The following is a 21045-nucleotide window of genomic DNA, read 5'->3' as shown; positions in this document are numbered from 1 at the left end:
TGCGATCCTTGACACGGGGGCTCCGCCCCCGCGGCGCCTGCCGGCGCCTTCCCCCGGAGTTTTCAGGCAAGGATGAAGCGGGGGCGGGCATCACCCGGCATCCGTGCGCCCGCGCCGGTCCGAGCGCAGGTTGGCGTAGAGGACATGGTTGCGCCAGCGGCCGTCGATCTGGAGATAGCTCTGCGCGACGCCTTCATATTTGAAGCCCGATTTCTCCAGAACGCCGCGCGAGGCAACGTTTTCGGGCAGGCACGCGGCCTCGAGGCGGCTGAGGTCGAGGGTGCGGAACGCATGGTGCACGACCGCCTCGATCGCTTCGCGCATGTAGCCCTGGCGCGCATGGGCCTCGCCGATCCAGTAGCCGAGCGTTCCGGCCTGCGCGGGGCCGCGGCGGATGTTGTCGAGCGTGATGGCGCCGAGCAGCAGGTCGTCGTCGCGATGGTGGATGAAGAGCGGCACCGCAGAGCCCTGGCCGATCGCGCGCTGCGCCCAGTAGACGCGGTTGGTGAACGCCTTGCGCGTGAGGTGGTCGGGCGCCCAGGACGGTTCCCAGGGGCTGAGGAAATCCCGGCTCGCGCCGCGCAGCGCGACCCACGGGCGGAAATCGACATGCCGCGGCAGCCGCAGAGTGAGCCGCTCGGTCTCGATCCTCAGATGCCGCTTACGGCTCAGCATCAGGCGGCCAGACGCTCCCTCACCCGGCCGAGGTCCGGGGCACCGGAGACCGGCCCGTAGAGCGCCATCGCCGCCTGTCCCGAGGAGGCGAGGGCGATCGCGTGATCGCTCAGGGTCTGCAGCGTGACCGCGTCGATGCGCGCCACGGTTTCCTCGAGCGGAGGCACCCGGTTCCAGATCGCGACGAGCCGCGCGTTGCGCTCGGCCCGCGCCGAGGGGCTTTCCAGCCCCATCAGAAGGCCAGCCTTCATCTGCGCCCGCGCGCGGTCGAGTTCGGCCGCGCTCATGTCCTCGGTCGAGCGCCGGATCTCGTCGAGCGTCAGGTTCACGAGGTCGCCGACCTGCTCGCCCGAGGTGCCGGCGTAGATCGTGAGCAGACCGGTATCGTCAAACGCTCCGACCTGCGCGTAGATCGTGTAGCACAGGCCGCGCCGCTCGCGGAGTTCCTGGAACAGCCGCGAGGACATGCCGCCGCCGAGGGCGATGGCGTAGATCTGCGCAGTGTGGATGTCGTCCGACCGGTAGCCGGGCGTCTCGAGACCCAGCGTGAAATGCGCCTGTTCGAGGTCCTTGACCACCCGCTTCTCGCCACCGGCGAAGCGACCGGGCTCGGCCGTCGCGGGGGCGCTGGGTGGCAGATGCCCGAAGGCCCTTTCGGCGAGGCGCAGGATCTCGGCGGGGTCCACGGCGCCGGCCGCCGACAGGATCAGCTGTCCGGGGCCATAATGCTCGGCCACGAAACGGTCGAAGTCGCCGCGCCCGAAGCCGCGCACGCGCTCGGCCGGCCCGAGGATCGTTCGCCCCAGCGGCTGCTCGGGATAGGCCTCTTCCTGGAGCCAGTCGAAGATGATGTCGTCGGGCGTGTCGGCGGCCTGCCCGATCTCCTGCAGGATGACGCCGCGCTCGACCTCGATCTCGGCCGGCTCGAAGGCGGGGTTCAGGACGATGTCCGAGATCAGGTCGACGGCGAGCGCCACGTCCTCCTTCAGGACGCGGGCGTAGTAGGCCGTGACCTCGCGCGAGGTGTAGGCGTTGATGTAGCCGCCCACGTCCTCGATCTCCTCGGCGATCTGCAGCGCGCTGCGCCGTGCCGTGCCCTTGAAGGCCATGTGCTCGAGGAAATGGGCGATGCCGTTCTGCTCGGCGCGCTCGTGCCGCCCGCCCGCGCCGACCCAGAGGCCGACGGACGCCGATTGCAGGCCCGGCATGGGTTCGACCACGATGCGCAGGCCATTGGAAAGAGTATGCAGCTCGACACTCATGCGTGGACGCTCTCCGCAGCCTTCGCCTCGATCGCGGCCTCGATCGCGGCAAGATCGTTGTCGACGCGCGCCACGCGCTCGGGCCGTTCGAAAAGATCGCCCATGCGCGCCGGCAGCGGCGGGCGCAGGCCCGTGGCCGCCTCGACGGCGTCGGGAAACTTGGCGGGATGGGCCGTGGCCAGCGTCACGAGCGGCGTGCTGCCCGCGAAGGACTGCGCGACGTGGACGCCAACCGCGGAATGGGGGCACAGAAGCTCGCCCATGTCCGCCATCGCGCGGGCGATCATGGCGGATGTCTCCGCCTCCGATGCGCGACCCGAGGCGAAGTCCTCGCGCAGCGTCTGGAGCGCGCCCTGGCTGATGCGGAAGCCGCCGGCCTTCAGTTCGTCCATCAGCTGCGCCACCGCCCGCCCGTCGCGCCCGTAGGCGTCGAAGAGCGCGCGTTCGAAGTTCGACGAGACCTCGATGTCCATGGACGGGCTGATCGAGGGCGTCACGCCGTCGGGCACGTAGTCGCCCGACGACAGCGCCCGATGCAGGATGTCGTTCTGGTTCGTGGCCACGATCAGCTTCTCGATCGGCAGGCCCATGCGCTTGGCGATCAGGCCCGCGAAGACGTCGCCGAAATTGCCGGTGGGCACGCAAAAGCTCACGGGGCGATGCGGCGCGCCGAGGCTGACGGCGGCGGTGAAGTAGTAGACCACCTGCGCAAGCACGCGCGCCCAGTTGATCGAGTTCACGCCCGCCAGCCGCACGCGATCGCGGAAGGCGAAGTCGTTGAACATGTCCTTCACGCGCGCCTGGCAGTCGTCGAAGTTCCCGCTCAGCGCGAGGGCATGGGCGTTGCCCTCGGTCACGGTGGTCATCTGCCGGCGCTGCACGTCGGACACGCGGCCGTGGGGGAACAGGATGAAGATCGACACCGCATCGAGGCCGCGAAACGCCTCCATCGCGGCGCTTCCGGTATCCCCGCTGGTCGCGCCCACGATCGTGACGCGCTCGCCGCGGCGCTTCAGCGCCAGCTCGAAAAGCTGGCCGATCAGCTGCATCGCGAAATCCTTGAAGGCCAGCGTGGGTCCGTGAAACAGCTCGAGCAGGAAATGGTTCGGCTGCAGCTGCTTCAGCGGCGCCCGCGCCTCGTGGCCGAACCCCGCGTAGGCCCGCGCGATCGCGCCCGCAAGCTCGTCGTCGGCGAAGGCGTCGCCGATGAAGGGGCGCATGACGCGGAACGCGGCCTCCTCGTAGGAAAGTCCCGCAAGCGCCGCGATGTCGCCCGTGGACATGCGCGGGATCTCCGCCGGCACGTAGAGGCCGCCGTCACGGGCAAGGCCCGTCAGCATCGCTTCCTCGAATGTCAGCTCCGGGGCCTGCCCCCGCGTGGACACGTAACGCATGGAATTCCTTCAGACGGTTCGCTGCCTGATACGCCACAGAAGATACACTGTCATCCCCAACCAAAGGGCCGCCAGCGAAAACCAGGTGATGGCGTAGTTCAGGTGATCGTTCGGAATGGCGCTCGTGTCCACGGGCAGGGGCGTCACCGGAGCGTCCGTTTCCGACATGCCGCGCGCGATCACGAGGACAGGCTCCGTCCCGAGGCGGTCGGCCAGCGCATCGACATCGCGCGAATACCAGATGTTGCGCGCAAGGTCGTTTCCTGGGGTGAAGCGGTCGACCTCCTCGGGCCAGTGCAGGTTGCCGGTCACGGTCACGCGACCCTGGTGGACCGGCGGCGCAGCCTCGGTCGGCATGACGCCCCGGTCCACGAGGATGCGCCGCGCGCCCGTGTCGAGGGCCGAGATCACGCGGTAGCCCGCTCCCTGCCCGCGCTGGCTCACCAGGACGCGGACGTGGTCCGCGCCCAGCCGTCCGGTCGCCTCGACCGGCAGATAGGCGTCCGCCTCGGCGTCGGGCGCCTCGGGGATGGCCACCGGTGGCGCCGAGATCCGGGTCTCGATATCGGCAAGGACGGCCTCCTTCCAGCCGAGCCTCTGGACCTGCCAGACGCCGAGCGAAACGAGTATGGCGACGCCGCCGATCCCGAAGAGGACGGGCCAGATCATCCTGCGCGTCATGTCGCCGCTCCGTTCTCGTTCTCTGCCAAGGAAGAAGGCCCGCCTCGCGGCGGGCCTCCGGTCTCGGGCGCGGGCGGACCCGCACCTTCATCTTTCCCCAAATACCGCCGGGGGGAGCGCGGAACGCGCGGGGGGCGGCGCCCCCCTGCCACGCTCAGGCCAGCACCGTCGCCTGGCCCCAGATGTAGACGGCGAGGAACAGGAACAGCCAGACCACGTCGACGAAGTGCCAGTACCACGCCGCGGCCTCGAAGCCGATGTGCTTCTCGGCGGTGAAATGGCCCGAGCGCACCCGCAGCCAGCAGACCCCGAGGAAGATCGTCCCGATGATGACGTGCAGGCCATGGAAGCCCGTGGCGAGGAAGAACGTCGAGAAGAACTTGTCGCCGCCGAAGGTCCAGTGCTTGTGGGCGATCAATTCCCAGTATTCGTAGGCCTGCAAACCCGTGAAGATGAGGCCGAGCACGATGCCCAGGGCAAGCCCGGTCTCCACGTCCTTGCGGCTTTCGTTGTGCACGAGGGCATGGTGCGCCCAGGTCACCGCGCAACCCGACAGAAGCAGCACGAGCGTGTTGATCAGCGGCAGGTGGAAGGGATCGACGGCATAGATCTCGGGCGGGACGTAGGCCGAGGCCTCGTAGGTGTTCATCGGGTAGAGGGCGTGCTTGAAGAAGGCCCAGAACCACGCGACGAAGAACATGACCTCGGACATGATGAACATGATGAAGCCGTATTTCAGGCCGAGCCGCACGACGGGCGTGTGATCGCCCTGCTGGCTTTCCACCACGACATCGGCCCACCAGCCGTACATGACGTAGAGGACGGCGGCGAAGCCGATCAGGAACAGCCACGGCCCCGAGCCGTGCATCCAGTTGACCGCGCCGAACAGCATGGCGAAGGCGCCCGCAGCACCCATGACGGGCCAGATCGAGGGCGGAAGGATGTGGTAGTCGTGTCGTTTGGCCTGGGCCATGGGCGGGTCCTCCGGTGGGTCGTCAGTTCGCGGCCGGCGTCTCGTCGACGAGCGCGGCGTAGTCCTCGGGCATGTCCGTGACGTGGAACGTGTAGGACAGGGTGATGGCGGGCATGCCGACGGTCTCGGGATCGTTCACGATCTCGGGGTCGACGAAGAAGGTGACGGGCATGAGCACGGTCTCGCCGGGCTCCAGCACCTGCATCTCGAAGCAGAAGCAGGCGATCTTCACGAAATAGGCGCCCGTCTCGTAGGGCGCGACGTTGAAGCTTGCGGTGCCCGCGATGGGCCGGTCCGTCGGGTTGTGCGCCTCGTAGAAGGCAAGGCCCGTCTCGCCGATGCGGATGTCCATGTGCGGCTCGACGGGACGGAACTCCCACGGCATGTCGCGCGCGAGCGAGGCGTCGAAGCGGACGCGGATCGTCTCGTCGAGGACGGTCTCGCTTTCCTCGGTGGCGACCTGCGTGGTGCCGCCGAAGCCAGTGACGCGGCAGAACAGGTCGTAGAGGGGCACCGACGCCCAGGCGAGCGCACCCATCACCGTCACGACGCCCAGAAGCTGCGTGACGACCTTCTGGTTCCGCGTCATCGGCCGTCCTCCACCAGCGGCGTGACGGAGACGCGCGGCTGGTGGTCGTAGGCCTCCATCGACGCGCCCTCCTGGATCTTCGCGATGGTCAGTCCGAAGACGATGGCCGCGAAGCCCACAAGGCTCAGCGCGACGCCGAGGTTCCGCCCGAAGCGGCGCTTGTGCATCTCGTGTGTCTGAGCGATCGGCATGATGTCAGGCCCCCCAGAGGCCGGTCAGTCGGAGCATCTCGTCGGCCAGAAGCGCGCCGAAATGCAGGAAAAGATACGAAAGCGAGAAGCGGAACAGGCGCTTCTCGGCGGCATAGCCGTCGGCCTCGGCGGCCACCTCGTCGCGGCGCCACACGGCGAAGGCGCGCAGCAGGAAGACCGCGTTCAGCACGATGGCGGATGCGAGGTAGACGGGCCCGCCGACCGGGGTCAGCCCCAGGCCCACCGCGACGGGCGCGAGGATCAGCGAGTAGATCCAGATCTGCCGGCGCGTCTCGGCCCGGCCATGCGTCACCGTCAGCATCGGGACCTTCGCCTCGTGGTAGTCGGCCTTCATGAACAGCGCCAGCGCCCAGAAGTGCGGTGGCGTCCACATGAAGATCAGGCCGAACATGAGCACGGCGGCGAGGCTCACGTCGCCCGTGACCGCAGCCCATCCGATGACGGGCGGGAAGGCGCCCGCCGCGCCGCCGATCACGATGTTCTGTGGCGTCGCCCGCTTCAGCCAAACCGTGTAGACGACGGCGTAGAAGAAGATGGTGAAGGCCAGCAGGCCCGCGGCGATCCAGTTGGTGGCGAGGCCCAGCATCGCGACTGAAATCGCCGACAACGCCACGCCGATCGAAAGCGCCTCGCCCGGCTCGACGCGGCCCGCGGGAACAGGACGGCCCCGCGTGCGCTTCATGATCCGGTCGATGTCCGCGTCGTACCACATGTTGAGCGCGCCTGACGCGCCCGCGCCCAGCGCGATGAACAGGATCGCGGTGAAGCCCACCATCGGCGAGATCGGCCCGGGCGCGACCAGAAGGCCCACGAGGGCGGTGAACACCACCAGCGACATCACCCGCGGCTTCAGAAGAAGCACGTAGTCGGCGAACCGCGCCTCGGGGGCGCCGGTCTGAAGGCTGGGGTTCGTGGTCGCGTCGGTCATCGGGTCATCCTGCAGCGATGGGCGGAGGCGTGCGGGCCATGCCGGCCCGCCGCCCATGTCACTCCGCGGAGGCCAGTTCCAGCGGCCGCGGCGCGCGCACGCCACCCGCGCTCGCGAATTCCTGGGCGTCTCCGGCCAGCCACGCCTCGTATTCCTCGGGCGTGACGGCGAAGACCGTGATCGGCATGAACGCGTGGGACGAGCCGCACAGTTCCGAGCACTGGCCGAAATACACGCCCTCCTGGCCGGGCTCGACCTCGAACCACAGCTCGGCGAGGCGGCCGGGCACGCCATCTTGCTTCACGCCGAAGGCCGGGACGGTCCACGAATGGATCACGTCAGCCGCCGTCACCTGCACCACGATGGTCTGCCCGGTCGGAACGACCATTGCCGCGTCGGTGGCCAGCAGGTGCTCGTCGCGGGAATAGCCGTATTCGGCCAGCTGGTCCTCGGCGAGCATGATCGACAGGTAGTCGATGCCCTCTTCGGGATACTCGTAGCCCCAGTACCACTGGTAGCCGGTGGCCTTCACCACGACGTCCGCCTCGGGAATGGTCTGCTGGCGGAACAGCACCGGCAGCGAGAACGCCCCGATGACCACGAGGATCAGAAGCGGCACGACGGTCCACGTGATCTCGATCTTCGTGTTGTGGGTGAAGGTCGCGGGGGTCGGGTTCGCGCGCTCGTTGTGGCGCACCATCGCCCAGATCAGCAGGCCCGTCACGAACAGCACGATCGCCGTGACGATCACCAGCAGCAGCGTGTCGAGCGCGCGGATGTCGAGCGCCAGCGAGGTCACGCCGGGCTGGAAGCCCATCCTGCCCGGCTCGGGCGCGCCGATGATGTCGAGCCCCTCGCGCAGGCCCGCCGTCTGGGCCGATGCCGCGCCCGCCGCGATGGTTGCGCCGAATGCGGCCCACAGGCCGCCGATCTTCGTCCGAAGTGCCATTCTGATCTGTCCTGTTGTCTCGCGGCCACCGTCTCGCGCCAGGCAAAGAGCCCTGGGATCCCTCGTCCGGTCGACCGTTGCGTTCCAAGCTCCGTGAACCATATAGCTACGCGAGAGCCAAGACATTGGTCAAAAGTGTCTCACCCGGCCGAAACTTGACCTCGATCATTTGTTCCAGCGTCCACGCGCAGCGGAGTTCCCCCCGATGTCCGATCCCTTTCGCCCCTTCGACACGCATCTCGACGAAGCGGCGGCGCTGCGCATCCTGCGCGCAGCCACCGACGGCGCCGAAGATGGCGAGCTTTTCCTCGAACGCCGGCGGTCCGAGGCGCTGGTATTCGACGACGGCCGCGTGCGCAACGCGAGCTACGACGCGGGCGAGGGATTCGGCCTGAGGGCGGTGCGGGGCGACGTCGCGGGCTATGCGCATTCCACCGACATCTCCGAGGCCGCGCTTCTGCGCGCCGCCGAGACGGCACGCCTTGCGGTGGGCGACGGCGGAGGCATCCTCGCCGAGGGCCCGGCGGGCACGAACGCGCGCCTCTATACCGATGCCGATCCGATGGCCGACGCGGGCTTCGGCGTGAAACTTGAGACCCTGCGCGAGATCGACGCCTTCGCACGCGACCTCGACCCCCGCGTCGTGCAGGTCAGCGCAAGCCTCGCCGCGTCGCACCAGGAGGTCGTCATCCTGCGCCCCGACGGCGCGCGGGTCGCCGACATCCGGCCGATGGTGCGCCTGAACGTGAACGTCATCGTCGAAGAGAACGGCCGCCGGGAATCGGGCAATGCGGGCGGCGGCGGCCGGATCGGGCTGACCGGGCTCATGGAACGCGCCCACTGGGAGGCCACGGCCCGCGAAGCGCTCAGGATCGCGGTCGTGAACCTGTCCGCCGAGGCCGCGCCCGCAGGCGTGATGGACGTCGTCCTCGGCCCCGGCTGGCCCGGCATCCTGCTGCACGAGGCGATCGGTCACGGCCTCGAGGGCGACTTCAACCGCAAGAAGCAGTCGGCATTCGCCGGCCTGATGGGCCAGCGCATCGCCGCGCCCGGCGTCACCGTGCTCGACGACGGGACGATCCCCGACCGCCGCGGCTCGATCACCGTCGACGACGAGGGCACGCCCGCGGGCCGGACGACGCTCATCGAGGACGGCATCCTCGTGGGCTACATGCAGGATCGCCAGTCCGCCCGCCTGATGGGCGTGGAGCCCACCGGCAACGGACGGCGCGAGAGCTTCGCCCACGCCCCGATGACCCGGATGACCAACACCTACATGCTCGGCGGCGACAGCGACCCCGCCGCGATCCTCGCGGACCTGAAGGACGGCATCTACGCGGTGGGCTTCGGCGGCGGGCAGGTCGACATCACCAACGGCAAGTTCGTGTTCTCCTGCACCGAGGCCTACCGCGTGAAGAACGGCAAGGTCGGCGCGCCGGTGAAGGGGGCGACCCTGATCGGCGACGGCGCGACGGCGCTGCAGAACATCCGCGCGATCGGCAACGACATGGCGCTCGACCCCGGCATGGGCAATTGCGGCAAGGCCGGCCAATGGGTGCCGGTGGGCGTGGGCCAGCCGACGCTGATGATCGGCGGTCTGACGGTGGGCGGCTCCGCCGCGAGCTGACACCGGGCGGTCCCGCCGCTGGCGGGCAGTGGACGGTCCCGCCGCTGGCGGGCGGTGGGCGGTAACGCCCCGTTAACCATTCACACCCTAGGCTCGCGTCCATGTCCGACTGGCCCGACCCCGGATTCGCGGAACCACCGCTCGACTTCACGCCGCCGCCCGCCACGGACGAGCGCGAACGCCTCATGCGGCTCAGGCTGATCCGCTCGCGGCGCGTGGGACCCGCCACCTACCTGAGGCTGATGGCCGAGCACGGCCATGCCGAGGCGGCGCTCGCGGCCCTTCCCGGCATCGCGCGGCAGGCTGGCGTGACCGATTACGCCGCCTGCCCCGAGGCGGTGGCCACCGCAGAATTGCGGGCGGCGGCGCGTGTGAAGGCGCGCATCGTCTGCCTTGGCGACGCCGACTATCCGCCAATGCTCGCCGACATCCCCGACCCGCCGCCGATCCTGTGGATCTCGGGGCGTGCGGAGCTGCTCGGACGACCCGCCGTCGCCATCGTGGGCACCCGCAACGCCTCCGCGCTCGGGGCGCGGATGACGCGCCGGCTGGCCCGCGACCTCGGCGAGGCGGGGTTCGTCGTCGTCTCCGGCCTTGCCCGCGGGATCGACGCCATCGCGCACGACGCCGCGCTCGGGACGGGCACGGTGGCCGTCCATGCAGGCGGCCTCGACGTCGTCTACCCCGCCGAAAACGCCGAACTTGCCGCTCGCATCGGCAAGGACGGCCTGCGGCTGAGCGAGATGCCCTTCGGCCTGCAGCCGCAGGCACGGCACTTTCCCCGCCGCAACCGCATTGTCTCGGGCCTCGCGAGAGGCGTCGTCGTCGTCGAGGCCGCGGCGCGGTCGGGCTCGCTCATCACCGCGCGCGCGGCTCTGGACCAGGGCCGCGAGGTCATGGCCGTGCCGGGCCACCCGCTCGACAGCCGGGCCTCGGGCGGCAACATCCTTCTGCGCGACGGCGCGACGCTGATCCGCGGCGCGGAGGACGTGATCGAGCTTCTGGGGGCGGCGGTCCTGCGGCCCGCAGCGGCCGCGCCCCGCCCCGCCACGGAGCGTCCACGCGCGGCGCCCCCCCTGCCCGAGGGCGGGCTCGAGGCGCTCATCCTCAGCCTTCTCGGCGCGAGCCCGCTTGCCGAGGACCAGCTCGTGCGCGACACGGGCCGCCCGTCGCGGGAGGTGTCACAGGCGCTCGCGGTTCTCGAGATGTCGGGGCGCATCACGCGAAGCGCCGGAGGCACGGTCGCGCGCGCCGATTGACGCGCCGAAGCGGCGTCCCCGTGCGCGCCGCGGCCGTGCGTCGCGCACGACGACTGCATGATCCGCCGCGGCGGCCTGCCCCTGCCGCGATGGTCGAAAGAGGCTCGGACGATGCCGCGCCTCTCCCGCCCGTGTCCCCTTCCACGTGTCCCCTTCGAGGTCATCGCCTCCCCTTGGCCCCACCGCATCCCGGATGGCGGGAGCCTTCCGCCAGCGCACCACATGCGGGCAGCGAGGCATCGGTTTCGCCGGGCCGAGCGGGGCGCAGGTTTCGCCAGGAGCCCTTCCCGTCAGGCACGATCAGGATCGCAGCTGGCGTTCTTCACCGGGTCCCACAAGGGCGCGAGGGCCCCGCCACGGAACGAACGGCGCGCGCGTTTTCCGCCAAGGCGCGGCGCGGGACGTGAGCCATACCCCCGCCGGAACGAGCGCCGCGCGCACTCTGCCCTCGACCCCGCCGCAGACGGATCGCGCCGGCCGTCCGCCATCACAACCGCAGGCTGGCACCGCCCCCGCCATATCCCGTTCAGCGTCCTCCAGAAGGCCCTCCCGTCAGGCGCGGCCGGGGTCGCCGCGTCCCTGTTCCGAGCGGATCACGGCACCGCGCCTGCGCCCTCGCGCCCCCGGACCGAACTGTCGGCGGCCCCGGCTCGGGGCGGGTGGCGGCGAACCCGCCGGGGCCGTGACGCATTGACAAGGCCCCTACCCGCCCACATGTTCCGCCGCCACAACCCCTCCCTCCCGTCAAGGTGCCCGTGCCATGCCAGTCGTCGTTGTCGAATCCCCGGCCAAGGCCAAGACGATCAACAAGTACCTCGGGTCCGACTACACGGTTCTCGCGTCCTACGGGCATGTCCGCGACCTGCCCTCGAAGGACGGCTCGGTCGATCCCGAACACGGGTTCGACATGACCTGGGAGATCGCGAACGACAGCAAGAAGCACGTCAAGGCGATCGCCGACGCGCTCAAGGACGACCCCGACCTGATCCTCGCCACCGACCCCGACCGCGAGGGCGAGGCGATCAGCTGGCACCTCAAGGAAGCGCTCGAGAAGCGCCGCGCCCTGAAGAAGGACTCCACCGTCAGGCGCGTCACCTTCAACGCGATCACCAAGGACGCCGTGACCCGGGCCATGGCCCAGCCGCGCGACGTCGACATGGAACTGGTCGAGGCCTACCTCGCGCGCCGCGCGCTCGACTACCTCGTGGGGTTCAACCTGTCGCCCGTCCTGTGGCGAAAGCTCCCCGGCGCGAAATCGGCCGGCCGCGTGCAGTCCGTATGCCTGCGCCTCGTGGTCGAGCGCGAGATGGAGATCGAGGCGTTCCGCCCGCGCGAATACTGGTCGGTGCGCGCGATCCTGCAGACCCCGCGCGGACAGAGCTTCGAGGCCCGCCTCGTGGCCATGGGCGGCCGGAAGATCGACCGCTACGACCTCGCGACCGAGGCCGAGGCGGGCCTCGCGGTCAAGGCCGTCTCCTCCCGCGCGCTCGCCGTCACCAACGTCGAAGCCAAGCCCGCCACCCGCAACCCCGCGCCGCCGTTCATGACCTCGACCCTGCAGCAGGAGGCCAGCCGCAAGTTCGGCTTCGGCGCCAAGCAGACGATGTCGGCGGCCCAGCGCCTCTACGAGGCCGGCCACATCACCTACATGCGGACCGACGGCATCGACATGGCGCCCGAAGCCGTCCACGCCGCCCGCGACGCCATCGCGACGCGCTACGGCAAGGATTACGTCCCCGACAGCCCGCGGATGTACAAGAACAAGGCCAAGAACGCGCAGGAAGCCCACGAGTGCATCCGGCCCACCGACATGAGCAAGGCCCCCGACGAGCTGAAGCTGTCGGAGGACGACCAGCGCAAGCTCTACGACCTGATCTGGAAGCGCACGATCGCAAGCCAGATGGAAGCCGCCCGGATGGAGCGCACGACCGTCACCGTGGCCAGCCGCGACGGCGAGGTGGAACTGCGCGCGACGGGACAGGTCGTCCTCTTCGACGGCTTTCTCAAGGTCTACGAGGAAGGGCGCGACGATGCGGGCGAGGACGAGGATGGCCGCCGCCTGCCGCAAGTCTCGCAAGGCGACGCGCTGAAGCCGCAGGGCGGCGGGCTGACGCCCGATCACGCCAAGCTGACCGAGGCCAACGGCGCGAAAGCCGCGCTCCTGTCCGATGACGGCGCGGTGCTCGGCCAGCAGCATTTCACCCAGCCGCCGCCGCGCTACACCGAGGCCACGCTCGTCAAGCGGATGGAAGAGCTCGGCATCGGGCGGCCGTCCACCTACGCCTCGATCCTCGACACGATCCAGGCGCGGGGCTACGTCACAAAGGACAAGGGCCGCCTGATCCCCGAGGACAAGGGACGGCTGGTGACGGCGTTCCTGACGAACTACTTCCGCCGCTACCTCGAATACGACTACACCGCCAAGCTCGAGGGCGAGCTCGACGACGTGTCGGCGGGCGAGAAGCATTACAAGGACGTGCTCGAACGGTTCTGGCGCGACTTCTCCGCCGCCGTGGCCGAGACGTCGGAGCTGCGCATCACGGACGTCCTGGAGAAGATCAACGAGGTGCTCGAGCCGCACCTCTTCCCGCCGACCGAGGACGGATCGGACCCGCGGCTTTGCCCGCATTGCGGCGCGGGACGCCTTTCGATGCGCACGGCGCGGTCGGGCGGCGCCTTCATCGGGTGCTCGAACTATCCCGAATGCCGCTACACCCGCCCCTTCGGCCCGCCGGGCATGGAGGGGGACGGTGCCGCCGATGGCATCGGGCCGGACGGACGGATGCTGGGCGTCGATCCCGACACCTCGGAAGCGATCTGGCTGAAGACCGGCCGTTTCGGCCCCTACGTCCAGCGCGGCGACGTCACCGAGGAGGTCCCCAAGCCGCCGCGCGCCTCGCTGCCGAAGGGCTGGGCACCCGGCGACATGGACCTCGAAAAGGCGCTTCTTCTGCTGAACCTGCCGCGCAGGATCGGCGAGCACCCCGAGGACGGCGAACCCGTCGAGGCGGGGATCGGCCGTTACGGCCCCTACGTCAAGCACGGGCGCATCTACGCGAACCTGCCCGACGTGGAGGAGGTCTTCACCGTCGGCATGAACCGCGCGGTGGAACTGATCGCGGCCAAGGCGGCCGGACGCGGCGGGCGGGGCACGGCGGCGGCGCCCCTGAAAGAGCTGGGCGATCACCCCGGCGAGGGCGGGCCGGTGCAGGTCATGAGCGGCCGCTACGGGCCATACGTCAAATGGGGCAAGGTCAACGCGACGCTGCCCAAGGACCTCGAGCCGCAGGACGTGACGCTGGAGCGCGCCGTCGAACTCATCGCCGAGAAGAAGTCGAAGGGCGGCAAGGGCAGCAAGGGCGGCAGCGCGAAGAAGCGCAAGGCCGGCTGACACCGCGTGGCGGGCAGGCGCGTTCGCGCGCCTCGCCTCGCAGCAGGCAGGACCGGGACTGCTGCGGCTGGCGCGATCTTGCGCGCGCCCGCGGCCCATCGGCAGGGAATCGCCGGTCACGCCCGCTTTCGCGTGACATTTCTGTCACCTCGCTCCTCCGGTCGGGATTCCCGCCATACCCCGCAGGGCCGCGACTCGGGTATCCCGCACCCGTTGTCCGCTCGACCCCTGGGGGTGATTAGATGCTCGCAAACGACCACAGCGCGCCATGGGCGCACCCGTCAGACATGCGGGCGCAGGACCTCCCCCTCGCGCTCCGGTCCGATGACGCCGAGCTTCAGGACGAGGGCGGGACGGGCCTGTTCGCCGTGTTCGACCAGTTCCTCGACAGGATGCCCGCCTGGCCCTTCCACGCCATCGCTTCCCTCACCGCGCTGACCGGCCTGTGGTTCGCGCTGGCGCTTCTGGGCGGCCTGCCGCGCGGCGTCGTGGAATGGATCGCGATGGGCATGTTCGGCCTTTTCGCCTACGCGGTCGGCTTCATGATCGCACTTCTGGCCGCATGGCTGATCGGCGTGGCGACGCGGGCCTCGGTGCTGCTTCTGATGCTCGCCGGAGGGGTCGCGGTCTGGGGTCTCGTGGCGCTTCAGGGGACGGTCTGAGACAGAGAGGCCGCGCTTCAGGCCCTGTTGGCGCCCGCTTTGCGCGGCACGTTCGCCCGCACCCTTGATCTTCGCTGCGAAGCCGACGACATCAGGGTGGATCCCTGACCTTCCCGACGGATGCCCATGACCGACACGCAGCCGGCGATCGCCGCACCGCTTTCGCCCCGACCCGAAACGCTCGACTTCCTGCTAACGCGACGCTCGCGGCCGCCCAAGACGCTTGGCCTGCCGGTGCCGGACCGCAGCGCGCTTGCCCCGCTTCTGCTGGCGGCCGCGCGCGTTCCCGACCACGGCAAGCTGGAGCCGTGGCGCTTCGTCGTGCTGGAGCGGGCGGCCTGCGAACGGCTGGCCGCGCTCACCGCCGAGATCGGCCCGGCCGAGGGACGCGACGCGGACGCGCTCGCCAAGGACGTGGCGTCCTTCGCGGACGCACACCTCGTCGTCGCGGTGGTCCTGTCGCCGAAACCCGCGGACCGGATCCCGCAATGGGAACAGGAGATGTCGGCGGGCGCCGTGTGCCTGTCGCTGGTGAACGCCTGCCTCGCGGCGGGCTGGGGCGCGGGCTGGCTGACCGGGTGGCGCGCGCGCAACCGCGCCTTCTGCGACCGGGGCCTTGACCTTGCCGACCACGAAAGCGTCGCGGGCTTCGTCCACATCGGGACCGAGACGCGCCCGCCGCAGGAACGCCCCCGCCCCGACATGGACGCGATCACGACCTGGATGGCGGAATGATCCTGGGCGATTTCCTCAAGGCCCTCGGCCAGATGACCGACGGCCGGTTCCTCGGCGTCCTCGCCGCGGGCCTCGGCCTGACCGTCGCGCTGCTGGCGGGGTTCTACGCCCTGTTCGTCGCGGTCGTGGGCTGGCTCGTGCCCGAAAGCCTCACGCTGCCCTGGATCGGCGAGATCGCGTGGGTGGACGATGCGCTGACCTGGGCGGGCGTGCCGCTGATGCTGCTGCTTTCGGTCTTCCTGATGGTCCCCGTGGCCTCGGCCTTCATCGGACTTTTCCTCGAGACGATCGCGGCCGCGGTCGAGCGCAGGCACTACCCCGACCTTCCGCCGCCGCGGACCATCGGACTTGGCGAGGGGCTGGTCGACGCGCTGAAGTTCCTCGGTGTGCTGCTGGCGGTGAACCTCGCCGCGCTCGTGCTCTATGTCCTGTTCGCGCCGATCGCGCCGTTCCTGTTCTGGGCGGTGAACGGCATCCTTCTCGGCCGGGAATACGCACAGCTCGTGGCGCTGCGGCGCACGGATGCCGCCGGCGCGGCTGCCTTCCGCAGGCGACACCGCCCGGCGATCTTCGCCGCAGGCGTCCTGATGGCCGTTCCGCTGACGATCCCGGTGGTGAACATCCTCGTGCCGATCCTCGGCGTGGCGACCTTCACGCACCTGCACCAGCGCCTCAGCGCGGCGGCGGCGCCCCCAGTCCGAAGCGCGTGAAGAGGTCGATATCCTCGATCGTGATCGCGCCGCTCAGGATCACGGCGGCGATGACGGCCCAGATCGCGAAGGCGACCCCGGTCGTCACCAGCGCGCGGCGGCCGAACTTAAGGTCCGCCGGCGCCGAGCCGTGGGTGCCCTTCACGCGCTCGCCCGCCTCGTCCTGGCTGACGACGCCGGTCTGAAGGACGACAAGCAGCGTCAGGAACCAGATGATCGCGTAAAGCACGATGCCCGTGACGACGCCCATCACACCTGCTCCAGCTCGACGAGCGTGCCGGTGAAGTCCTTGGGATGCAGGAACAGGACCGGCTTGCCATGCGCGCCGATCTTCGGCTCGCCGTCGCCGAGAACCCGGGCCCCCGCGTCCTGCAGCTTGTCGCGGGCCGCGCGGATGTCCTCGACCTCGTAGCAGATGTGGTGGATCCCGCCCGAGGGGTTCTTCTGAAGGAAACCCGCGATGGGCGAGGCCTCGCCCAGCGGGTGCAAGAGCTCGATCTTCGTGTTCGGCAGCTCGATGAAGATGACCGTGACGCCGTGATCGGGCTCATCCTGCGGCGCGCCGACCTTCGCGCCAAGCGTGTCGCGATACTGCGCCGCCGCCGCCTCGAGGTCCGGCACGGCGATGGCGACGTGGTTGAGGCGTCCGATCATGGCACTTCCCTTCGGCGATCCGCGGTTGCCGCAGATATGGCCCGCGCGCCGCGCGATTGCCAAGCGGCAAGGGGCCGCAACTTAACGATTGATCAACCCTGCCCCTGTTCAATCGGACAGGTCGAAGGGGATTCGCGCCGCGGTCGGCGGCGATGCGCAATCGGACCAGAAGGGAACGGGGAATGGGACACGCGACGGACTATTCGAGGGGATCTGCGGCAGGACATGCGGCAGGACATGCGGCGGGACATGCCATGGGCAACGACGTGAACGGGATCGACTTTCACCCAAGGCCGACAGCTGCGCGGCCACTGCTCGGCCTGACCGTGCTGGTGGTGGAGGACAGCCGCTTCAGCTCGGAGGCGGTGCGCCTGATGTGCCTGCGCTCCGGCGCGCGGATCCGGCGTGCGGACTGCGTCGCCTCGGCCCGGCGGCATCTGAACGTCTACCGGCCTTCCGTCGCCATCGTCGATCTGGGGCTGCCGGACGGCTCCGGCCTCGATCTGCTGGCGCAGATGCACCGCGCGCGGCCACGGGTGCCGATCCTCCTCGGAACCTCGGGCGCGGAGCGCGAGGAAGCTGCGCGAAGCTGCGCCGAAGCGGGGGCGGACGGGTTCCTGCCCAAACCCGTCTCCTCCCTCGCGGCCTTCCAGTCGGCGATCCTCGAACACCTTCCCGAGGCGCTCCGCCCTAACGGCCCGCGCGATGCCGACATCTCGGACGTGCGCCCAGACCCGGTGGCGCTGCGCGAGGACCTCGCGCACGCGATGCACCTTCTTGCCATGGACGCACCGCCCCTGGGCTATCTCAGGCGGTTCCTTCTCGGGCTCGCGCGCACCGCCAGCGACGGCCTGCTGGAACGCGCGGCGATGACGCTGGATGGCGGGGCGGCGGGCGACGATCGCAACGACCTGCGCGCCCTTCTGTCGAGGCGCATCGAGGACCTGCCCTCGCCGATCTGACGCCCTCCGCGCAGCCGGAAGGCCGCAGGTGTCGGGGCTGTGGCCGAAAGAGGCGGATGTCGGAGCGGGGGTTTGCCAAAGCGCGGCGGCGTCCGGTCGCGGGAAGGACATCAGGTCGAAGTCCCCTCGGCCCGACTTTCAGTGGCCAAGGACCGCCCCGAGGGGGACCACCCTCCGCTCGAGCGTCCGGCCGCGGCCGGCATCCGGGGGCGTCAGCGGCGCCACCCAGATGAACGGTCGTCCGGGCCAAAGTCTGCACGCGCCGGGCATCCGGGCGTCCCGGGGGCCGTCGAGGTGGACGGCCATTCGGGGCGGGCGAATATTCGGATGTCAGCGCCTTCGCCGAAGTGCAGGATCTTCGTGGCGAGCCACCATACACCCTGACCCTCTCGAGAGGGACAGAGGTCCGCTTGCACGTCCGGCCCGGCGGAGGCTCGCGCGTGTCGGCGGCAAGCCCTCCGCGAGGGCGGCCGATAGAGACCGAAGTCCGCAGGGCCGACAAAGCGCAGGCGCCTCCACAGGTTAGAACTTTTGCAACATTTCTAGATTCATTTTTCCGAAAATCGGCGATCAACTCACAGGTATTCGGAATTTCCCGACATTCTCACTCGCGGGGCAGCACCCTGAGGCCGAGTTCCATCAACTGCTCCGCCGAAGGTTCGGACGGTGCGTTCATCATCAGGTCCTCGGCGCGCTGGTTCATCGGGAAGAGGATCACCTCGCGGATGTTGGCGGTGTCCGCCAGCAGCATCACGATACGGTCGATCCCCGCCGCGCATCCGCCGTGGGGCGGCGCGCCGTAGCGGAAGGCATTGACCATGCCGCCGAAACGCTTGCGGACCTCGTCCTCGCCATAGCCCGCAAGCTCGAAGGCCTTGAACATGATCTCGGGCTTGTGGTTCCGGATGGCGCCCGAAACGAGCTCGTAGCCGTTGCAGGCGAGGTCGTACTGGTATCCCAGCACGTCCAGCGGATCGCCCTGCAGCGCCTCGAGCCCGCCCTGCGGCATCGAGAAGGGGTTGTGGGAGAAATCGACACGTCCGGTCTCGTCGTCCTTCTCGTACATCGGGAAGTCCACGATCCACGCGAAGGCGAAGCGGTTTTCGTCGATGAGCTTCAACTCGCGCCCGATCTCGTCGCGCGCCCGGCCCGCCACGCCCTCGAACTCGTGCGGCTTTCCCGCGACGAAGAAGACCGCGTCGCCCTTGTGCAGGTTCAGCTGCCTGCGGATGGCCTCGGTGCGCTCGGGGCCGATGTTCTTGGCCAGCGGCCCGGCCCCATCGAGTGCGCCGTCCTCGCCCTCGCGCCAGAAGATGTAGCCCATTCCCGGCAGGCCCTGCGCCTGCGCCCAGGAATTCATCCGGTCGCAGAACTTGCGCGAGCCGCCGCCGGGTGCGGGGATGGCGCGCACCTCGGTGCCCTCGTGCTCGAGGATCTTCGCGAAGATGGCGAAGCCCGACCCCTCGAAATGCTCGGAGACGACCTGCATCTTCACCGGGTTCCGCAGGTCCGGCTTGTCGGTGCCATACCACAGCGCGGCGTCGCGATAGGAGATGCGCGGCCAGACCTCGTCGACCTTGCGGCCGTTTCCGAACTCGTGGAACAGACCCTTGAGCACGGGCTCAATGGTGGCGAAGACGTCCTCCTGCTCGACGAAGCTCATCTCCATGTCGAGCTGGTAGAAGTCGGTGGGCGAACGGTCGGCGCGCGGGTCCTCGTCGCGGAAGCACGGCGCGATCTGGAAGTACTTGTCGAAGCCCGACACCATGAGGAGCTGCTTGAACTGCTGCGGCGCCTGCGGAAGGGCGTAGAACTTGCCGGGGTGCAGGCGCGAGGGGACGAGGAAGTCGCGCGCGCCCTCCGGCGAGGATGCTGTGATCACCGGCGTCTGGTATTCGCGGAAGTCGATGTCCCACATGCGCCGCCGGATCGAGGCCACCACATCGGAGCGCAATTTCATGTTCTCCTGCATGGCCGCGCGGCGAAGATCGAGGTAGCGATAGCGCAGCCGCGTCTCCTCGGGGTATTCCTGGTCTCCGAAGACCTGCAGGGGAAGGTCGCCGTCGACGCCGCCGAGAACCTCCATGTCGCGGATGAACACCTCGATCTCGCCGGTCGGCAGCCTGGGGTTCACCAGCTCGGGATGGCGCGCCTTCACCTCGCCATCGATGCGGATGCAGACTTCGGAACGCAGCTTCTCGACCTGGGCGAAGACCGGGCTGTCGGGATCGCAGAGGACCTGGGTGATGCCGTAATGGTCGCGCAAGTCGATGAAGACCACGCCGCCATGGTCGCGCCGACGGTGCACCCAGCCCGCGAGCCGGACCGTCTGGCCGACGTTTTCCTTGGTGAGATCGGCGCAGGTATGGCTGCGATAGGCGTGCATGTCGGGTCCTTCTTCGCGCTGTTCTCGGGCCGGCGGGCGTCGCGGCGATAGAGCGCGCGCGGGGGGCGAAGTCAACCCCGGGGGACCGCCCGCACGGGGGCATCGAGCCCCCGCGCCGGCGCGTGCCTCCGGCAGGCGTATTTGGGGAAAGATGAAGGTGCGGGGCTCAGCCTGCGCAGGAGAGCGCGGCGCGAAGGGCGCGCGCGCTCCATGGGCCGATGTCGCGCGCGACGAGGCCGTCGCGGGTCAGGCGCGTCGCCACGAGGCGGGTCCAGCCTGCATCGGCGGTGACGATCTCGGGCCCGCGGCCGCAGTCGCGCAGGCCGCCCGAGAGGAAGGCCTCGCCGATGCGGTGATTGGTGAGGCCCGAGGCTGCCGCCACCTCGGTCAGCCGGCCGGCGTCGTAGCGCCAGACCCGCAGGATCATGGCGAGGTGCGGGCGGTCGACATAGGCGATCTCGACCGCGCCGTCGCCGTCGAGATCGGCCGCGCCGATCGGGGCGAGCCAGCGGTTGGGGCGGCCGATGGCGGGCGTGGCGGCGAGAAGGCGGAGACCGCGCGCATCGGCGGCGTAGACGGCCAGGCGCGCGCCGCGGTCCAGGTGGCTTCGCACCACGATGATCTCGGCCCGGCCGTCGCCGTCGATGTCGGAGAGGCGCGGTGCGATGTCCTCGAAGACCTCGGTCTCGGGCAGGACCAGGCGCGCCGTCGCGCAGTCTTCCGAGGGGCCGAGCTGCACCGCGAGGGTGCCCGCCTCGATCGCGTCGCCCAGGACGCCGTGCGCGTAGCGCGTGGTCGGGTCCTCGTACCAGGCGGCGACGGGCCCCTGCGCGAGGTCCGTGGTGGCGCGGGAGCCCGGAATCGCAGCCTCCCAGGGGGCGGTTGCGCAGGCGGGCTCCGCGCCGGATGCGGTGCCGGACGCGGTCCCCTGTGCCGCCGCCGGCGCCACCGCAGATGCCGTGAGCCAGAGGCCGAGCGCGAGGATGACCCGCGCCG

Annotated in this window: 20 protein-coding genes; 7 read left to right on the top strand and 13 right to left on the bottom strand. The window is 69.7% G+C overall.

Annotated elements, in window-relative coordinates:
- Positions 1 to 90: 90 nt before the first annotated feature.
- The 9 genes from P6F26_RS09050 to coxB form a co-directional block, all read right to left on the bottom strand.
- Positions 91 to 675 carry a GNAT family N-acetyltransferase gene (locus tag P6F26_RS09050; protein ID WP_278028350.1) on the bottom strand — a complete coding sequence of 195 codons (585 nt, stop codon included), beginning with the start codon at positions 673 to 675 and terminating at the stop codon, positions 91 to 93.
- Entirely contained in the window at positions 675 to 1937 is a 1263-nt protein-coding gene (locus P6F26_RS09045; protein WP_278028349.1) for a M16 family metallopeptidase, read from the bottom strand. The genes P6F26_RS09050 and P6F26_RS09045 overlap by 1 nt, the downstream gene beginning before the upstream one ends.
- The gene (gene thrC, locus P6F26_RS09040; protein ID WP_278028348.1) at positions 1934 to 3331 is read right to left on the bottom strand and encodes a threonine synthase; all 1398 of its coding nucleotides are present in this window, start codon (positions 3329 to 3331) and stop codon (positions 1934 to 1936) included. The genes P6F26_RS09045 and thrC overlap by 4 nt, the downstream gene beginning before the upstream one ends.
- A 9-nt stretch (positions 3332 to 3340) precedes the next feature.
- Positions 3341 to 4012: an SURF1 family protein gene (locus P6F26_RS09035; protein WP_278028347.1), complete on the bottom strand. Its 672-nt coding sequence runs from the start codon at positions 4010 to 4012 to the stop codon at positions 3341 to 3343.
- Between the two features lie 154 nt (positions 4013 to 4166).
- Positions 4167 to 4985 carry a cytochrome c oxidase subunit 3 gene (locus tag P6F26_RS09030; protein WP_278028346.1) on the bottom strand — a complete coding sequence of 273 codons (819 nt, stop codon included), beginning with the start codon at positions 4983 to 4985 and terminating at the stop codon, positions 4167 to 4169.
- 22 nt (positions 4986 to 5007) lie between these two features.
- The gene (locus P6F26_RS09025) at positions 5008 to 5574 is read right to left on the bottom strand and encodes a cytochrome c oxidase assembly protein (RefSeq protein WP_278028345.1); all 567 of its coding nucleotides are present in this window, start codon (positions 5572 to 5574) and stop codon (positions 5008 to 5010) included.
- Positions 5571 to 5765: a hypothetical protein gene (locus tag P6F26_RS09020; protein WP_278028344.1), complete on the bottom strand. Its 195-nt coding sequence runs from the start codon at positions 5763 to 5765 to the stop codon at positions 5571 to 5573. Before P6F26_RS09020 ends, P6F26_RS09025 begins: the two co-directional genes overlap by 4 nt.
- Before the next feature lie 4 nt (positions 5766 to 5769).
- A complete protein-coding gene (gene cyoE, locus P6F26_RS09015; protein WP_278028343.1) occupies positions 5770 to 6714 on the bottom strand; it encodes a heme o synthase in 945 nt (314 codons plus the stop codon).
- Between the two features lie 58 nt (positions 6715 to 6772).
- Complete coding sequence (gene coxB, locus P6F26_RS09010) at positions 6773 to 7663, bottom strand: cytochrome c oxidase subunit II (protein WP_278028342.1); 891 nt, start codon at positions 7661 to 7663, stop codon at positions 6773 to 6775.
- A gap of 205 nt (positions 7664 to 7868) precedes the next feature.
- On the opposite strand from coxB, the gene tldD reads away from it, so the two are divergent.
- From tldD to P6F26_RS08980, 6 genes are all read left to right on the top strand, one after another.
- Positions 7869 to 9290 carry a metalloprotease TldD gene (tldD, locus tag P6F26_RS09005; protein ID WP_278028341.1) on the top strand — a complete coding sequence of 474 codons (1422 nt, stop codon included), beginning with the start codon at positions 7869 to 7871 and terminating at the stop codon, positions 9288 to 9290.
- A gap of 101 nt (positions 9291 to 9391) precedes the next feature.
- Positions 9392 to 10549 carry a DNA-processing protein DprA gene (dprA, locus tag P6F26_RS09000; protein WP_347403038.1) on the top strand — a complete coding sequence of 386 codons (1158 nt, stop codon included), beginning with the start codon at positions 9392 to 9394 and terminating at the stop codon, positions 10547 to 10549.
- A 760-nt stretch (positions 10550 to 11309) separates the two neighbouring features.
- On the top strand, positions 11310 to 13940 hold the full coding sequence (topA, locus tag P6F26_RS08995) for a type I DNA topoisomerase (RefSeq protein WP_278028340.1): 2631 nt from the start codon (positions 11310 to 11312) through the stop codon (positions 13938 to 13940).
- Between the two features lie 242 nt (positions 13941 to 14182).
- Entirely contained in the window at positions 14183 to 14602 is a 420-nt protein-coding gene (locus P6F26_RS08990; protein WP_278028339.1) for a hypothetical protein, read from the top strand.
- Positions 14603 to 14728: 126 nt separating this feature from the next.
- A complete protein-coding gene (locus P6F26_RS08985; protein WP_278028338.1) occupies positions 14729 to 15337 on the top strand; it encodes a nitroreductase family protein in 609 nt (202 codons plus the stop codon).
- Positions 15334 to 16047, top strand: coding sequence for an EI24 domain-containing protein (locus P6F26_RS08980; RefSeq protein WP_278028337.1), 714 nt, complete (start codon positions 15334 to 15336; stop codon positions 16045 to 16047). The genes P6F26_RS08985 and P6F26_RS08980 overlap by 4 nt, the downstream gene beginning before the upstream one ends.
- Here the strand turns inward: P6F26_RS08980 and P6F26_RS08975 are convergent.
- Together P6F26_RS08975 and mce are read right to left on the bottom strand one after the other, a co-directional pair.
- Positions 16010 to 16297, bottom strand: a complete 288-nt coding sequence (locus P6F26_RS08975; RefSeq protein WP_278028336.1) for a DUF1467 family protein — start codon at positions 16295 to 16297, stop codon at positions 16010 to 16012. The two genes, P6F26_RS08980 and P6F26_RS08975, sit on opposite strands and share 38 nt — an antisense overlap.
- Positions 16297 to 16701, bottom strand: coding sequence for a methylmalonyl-CoA epimerase (mce, locus tag P6F26_RS08970; protein WP_278028335.1), 405 nt, complete (start codon positions 16699 to 16701; stop codon positions 16297 to 16299). The genes P6F26_RS08975 and mce overlap by 1 nt, the downstream gene beginning before the upstream one ends.
- A 254-nt stretch (positions 16702 to 16955) precedes the next feature.
- On the opposite strand from mce, the gene P6F26_RS08965 reads away from it, so the two are divergent.
- Positions 16956 to 17663, top strand: a complete 708-nt coding sequence (locus P6F26_RS08965; protein WP_278028383.1) for a response regulator — start codon at positions 16956 to 16958, stop codon at positions 17661 to 17663.
- Between the two features lie 604 nt (positions 17664 to 18267).
- Here P6F26_RS08965 and aspS read toward each other — a convergent pair.
- Together aspS and P6F26_RS08955 are read right to left on the bottom strand one after the other, a co-directional pair.
- Entirely contained in the window at positions 18268 to 20049 is a 1782-nt protein-coding gene (gene aspS, locus P6F26_RS08960; RefSeq protein WP_278028334.1) for an aspartate--tRNA ligase, read from the bottom strand.
- Between the two features lie 166 nt (positions 20050 to 20215).
- Positions 20216 to 20998 carry an FG-GAP repeat domain-containing protein gene (locus P6F26_RS08955; RefSeq protein WP_347403037.1) on the bottom strand — a complete coding sequence of 261 codons (783 nt, stop codon included), beginning with the start codon at positions 20996 to 20998 and terminating at the stop codon, positions 20216 to 20218.
- Positions 20999 to 21045: the final 47 nt, after the last annotated feature.

The organism is Roseicyclus salinarum, from assembly GCF_029624655.1.
Classification (GTDB): domain Bacteria; phylum Pseudomonadota; class Alphaproteobacteria; order Rhodobacterales; family Rhodobacteraceae; genus Roseibacterium; species Roseibacterium salinarum.
Note: the sequence above shows the minus strand (reverse complement) of the source record. Positions and strands in the feature narration are given on the sequence as shown.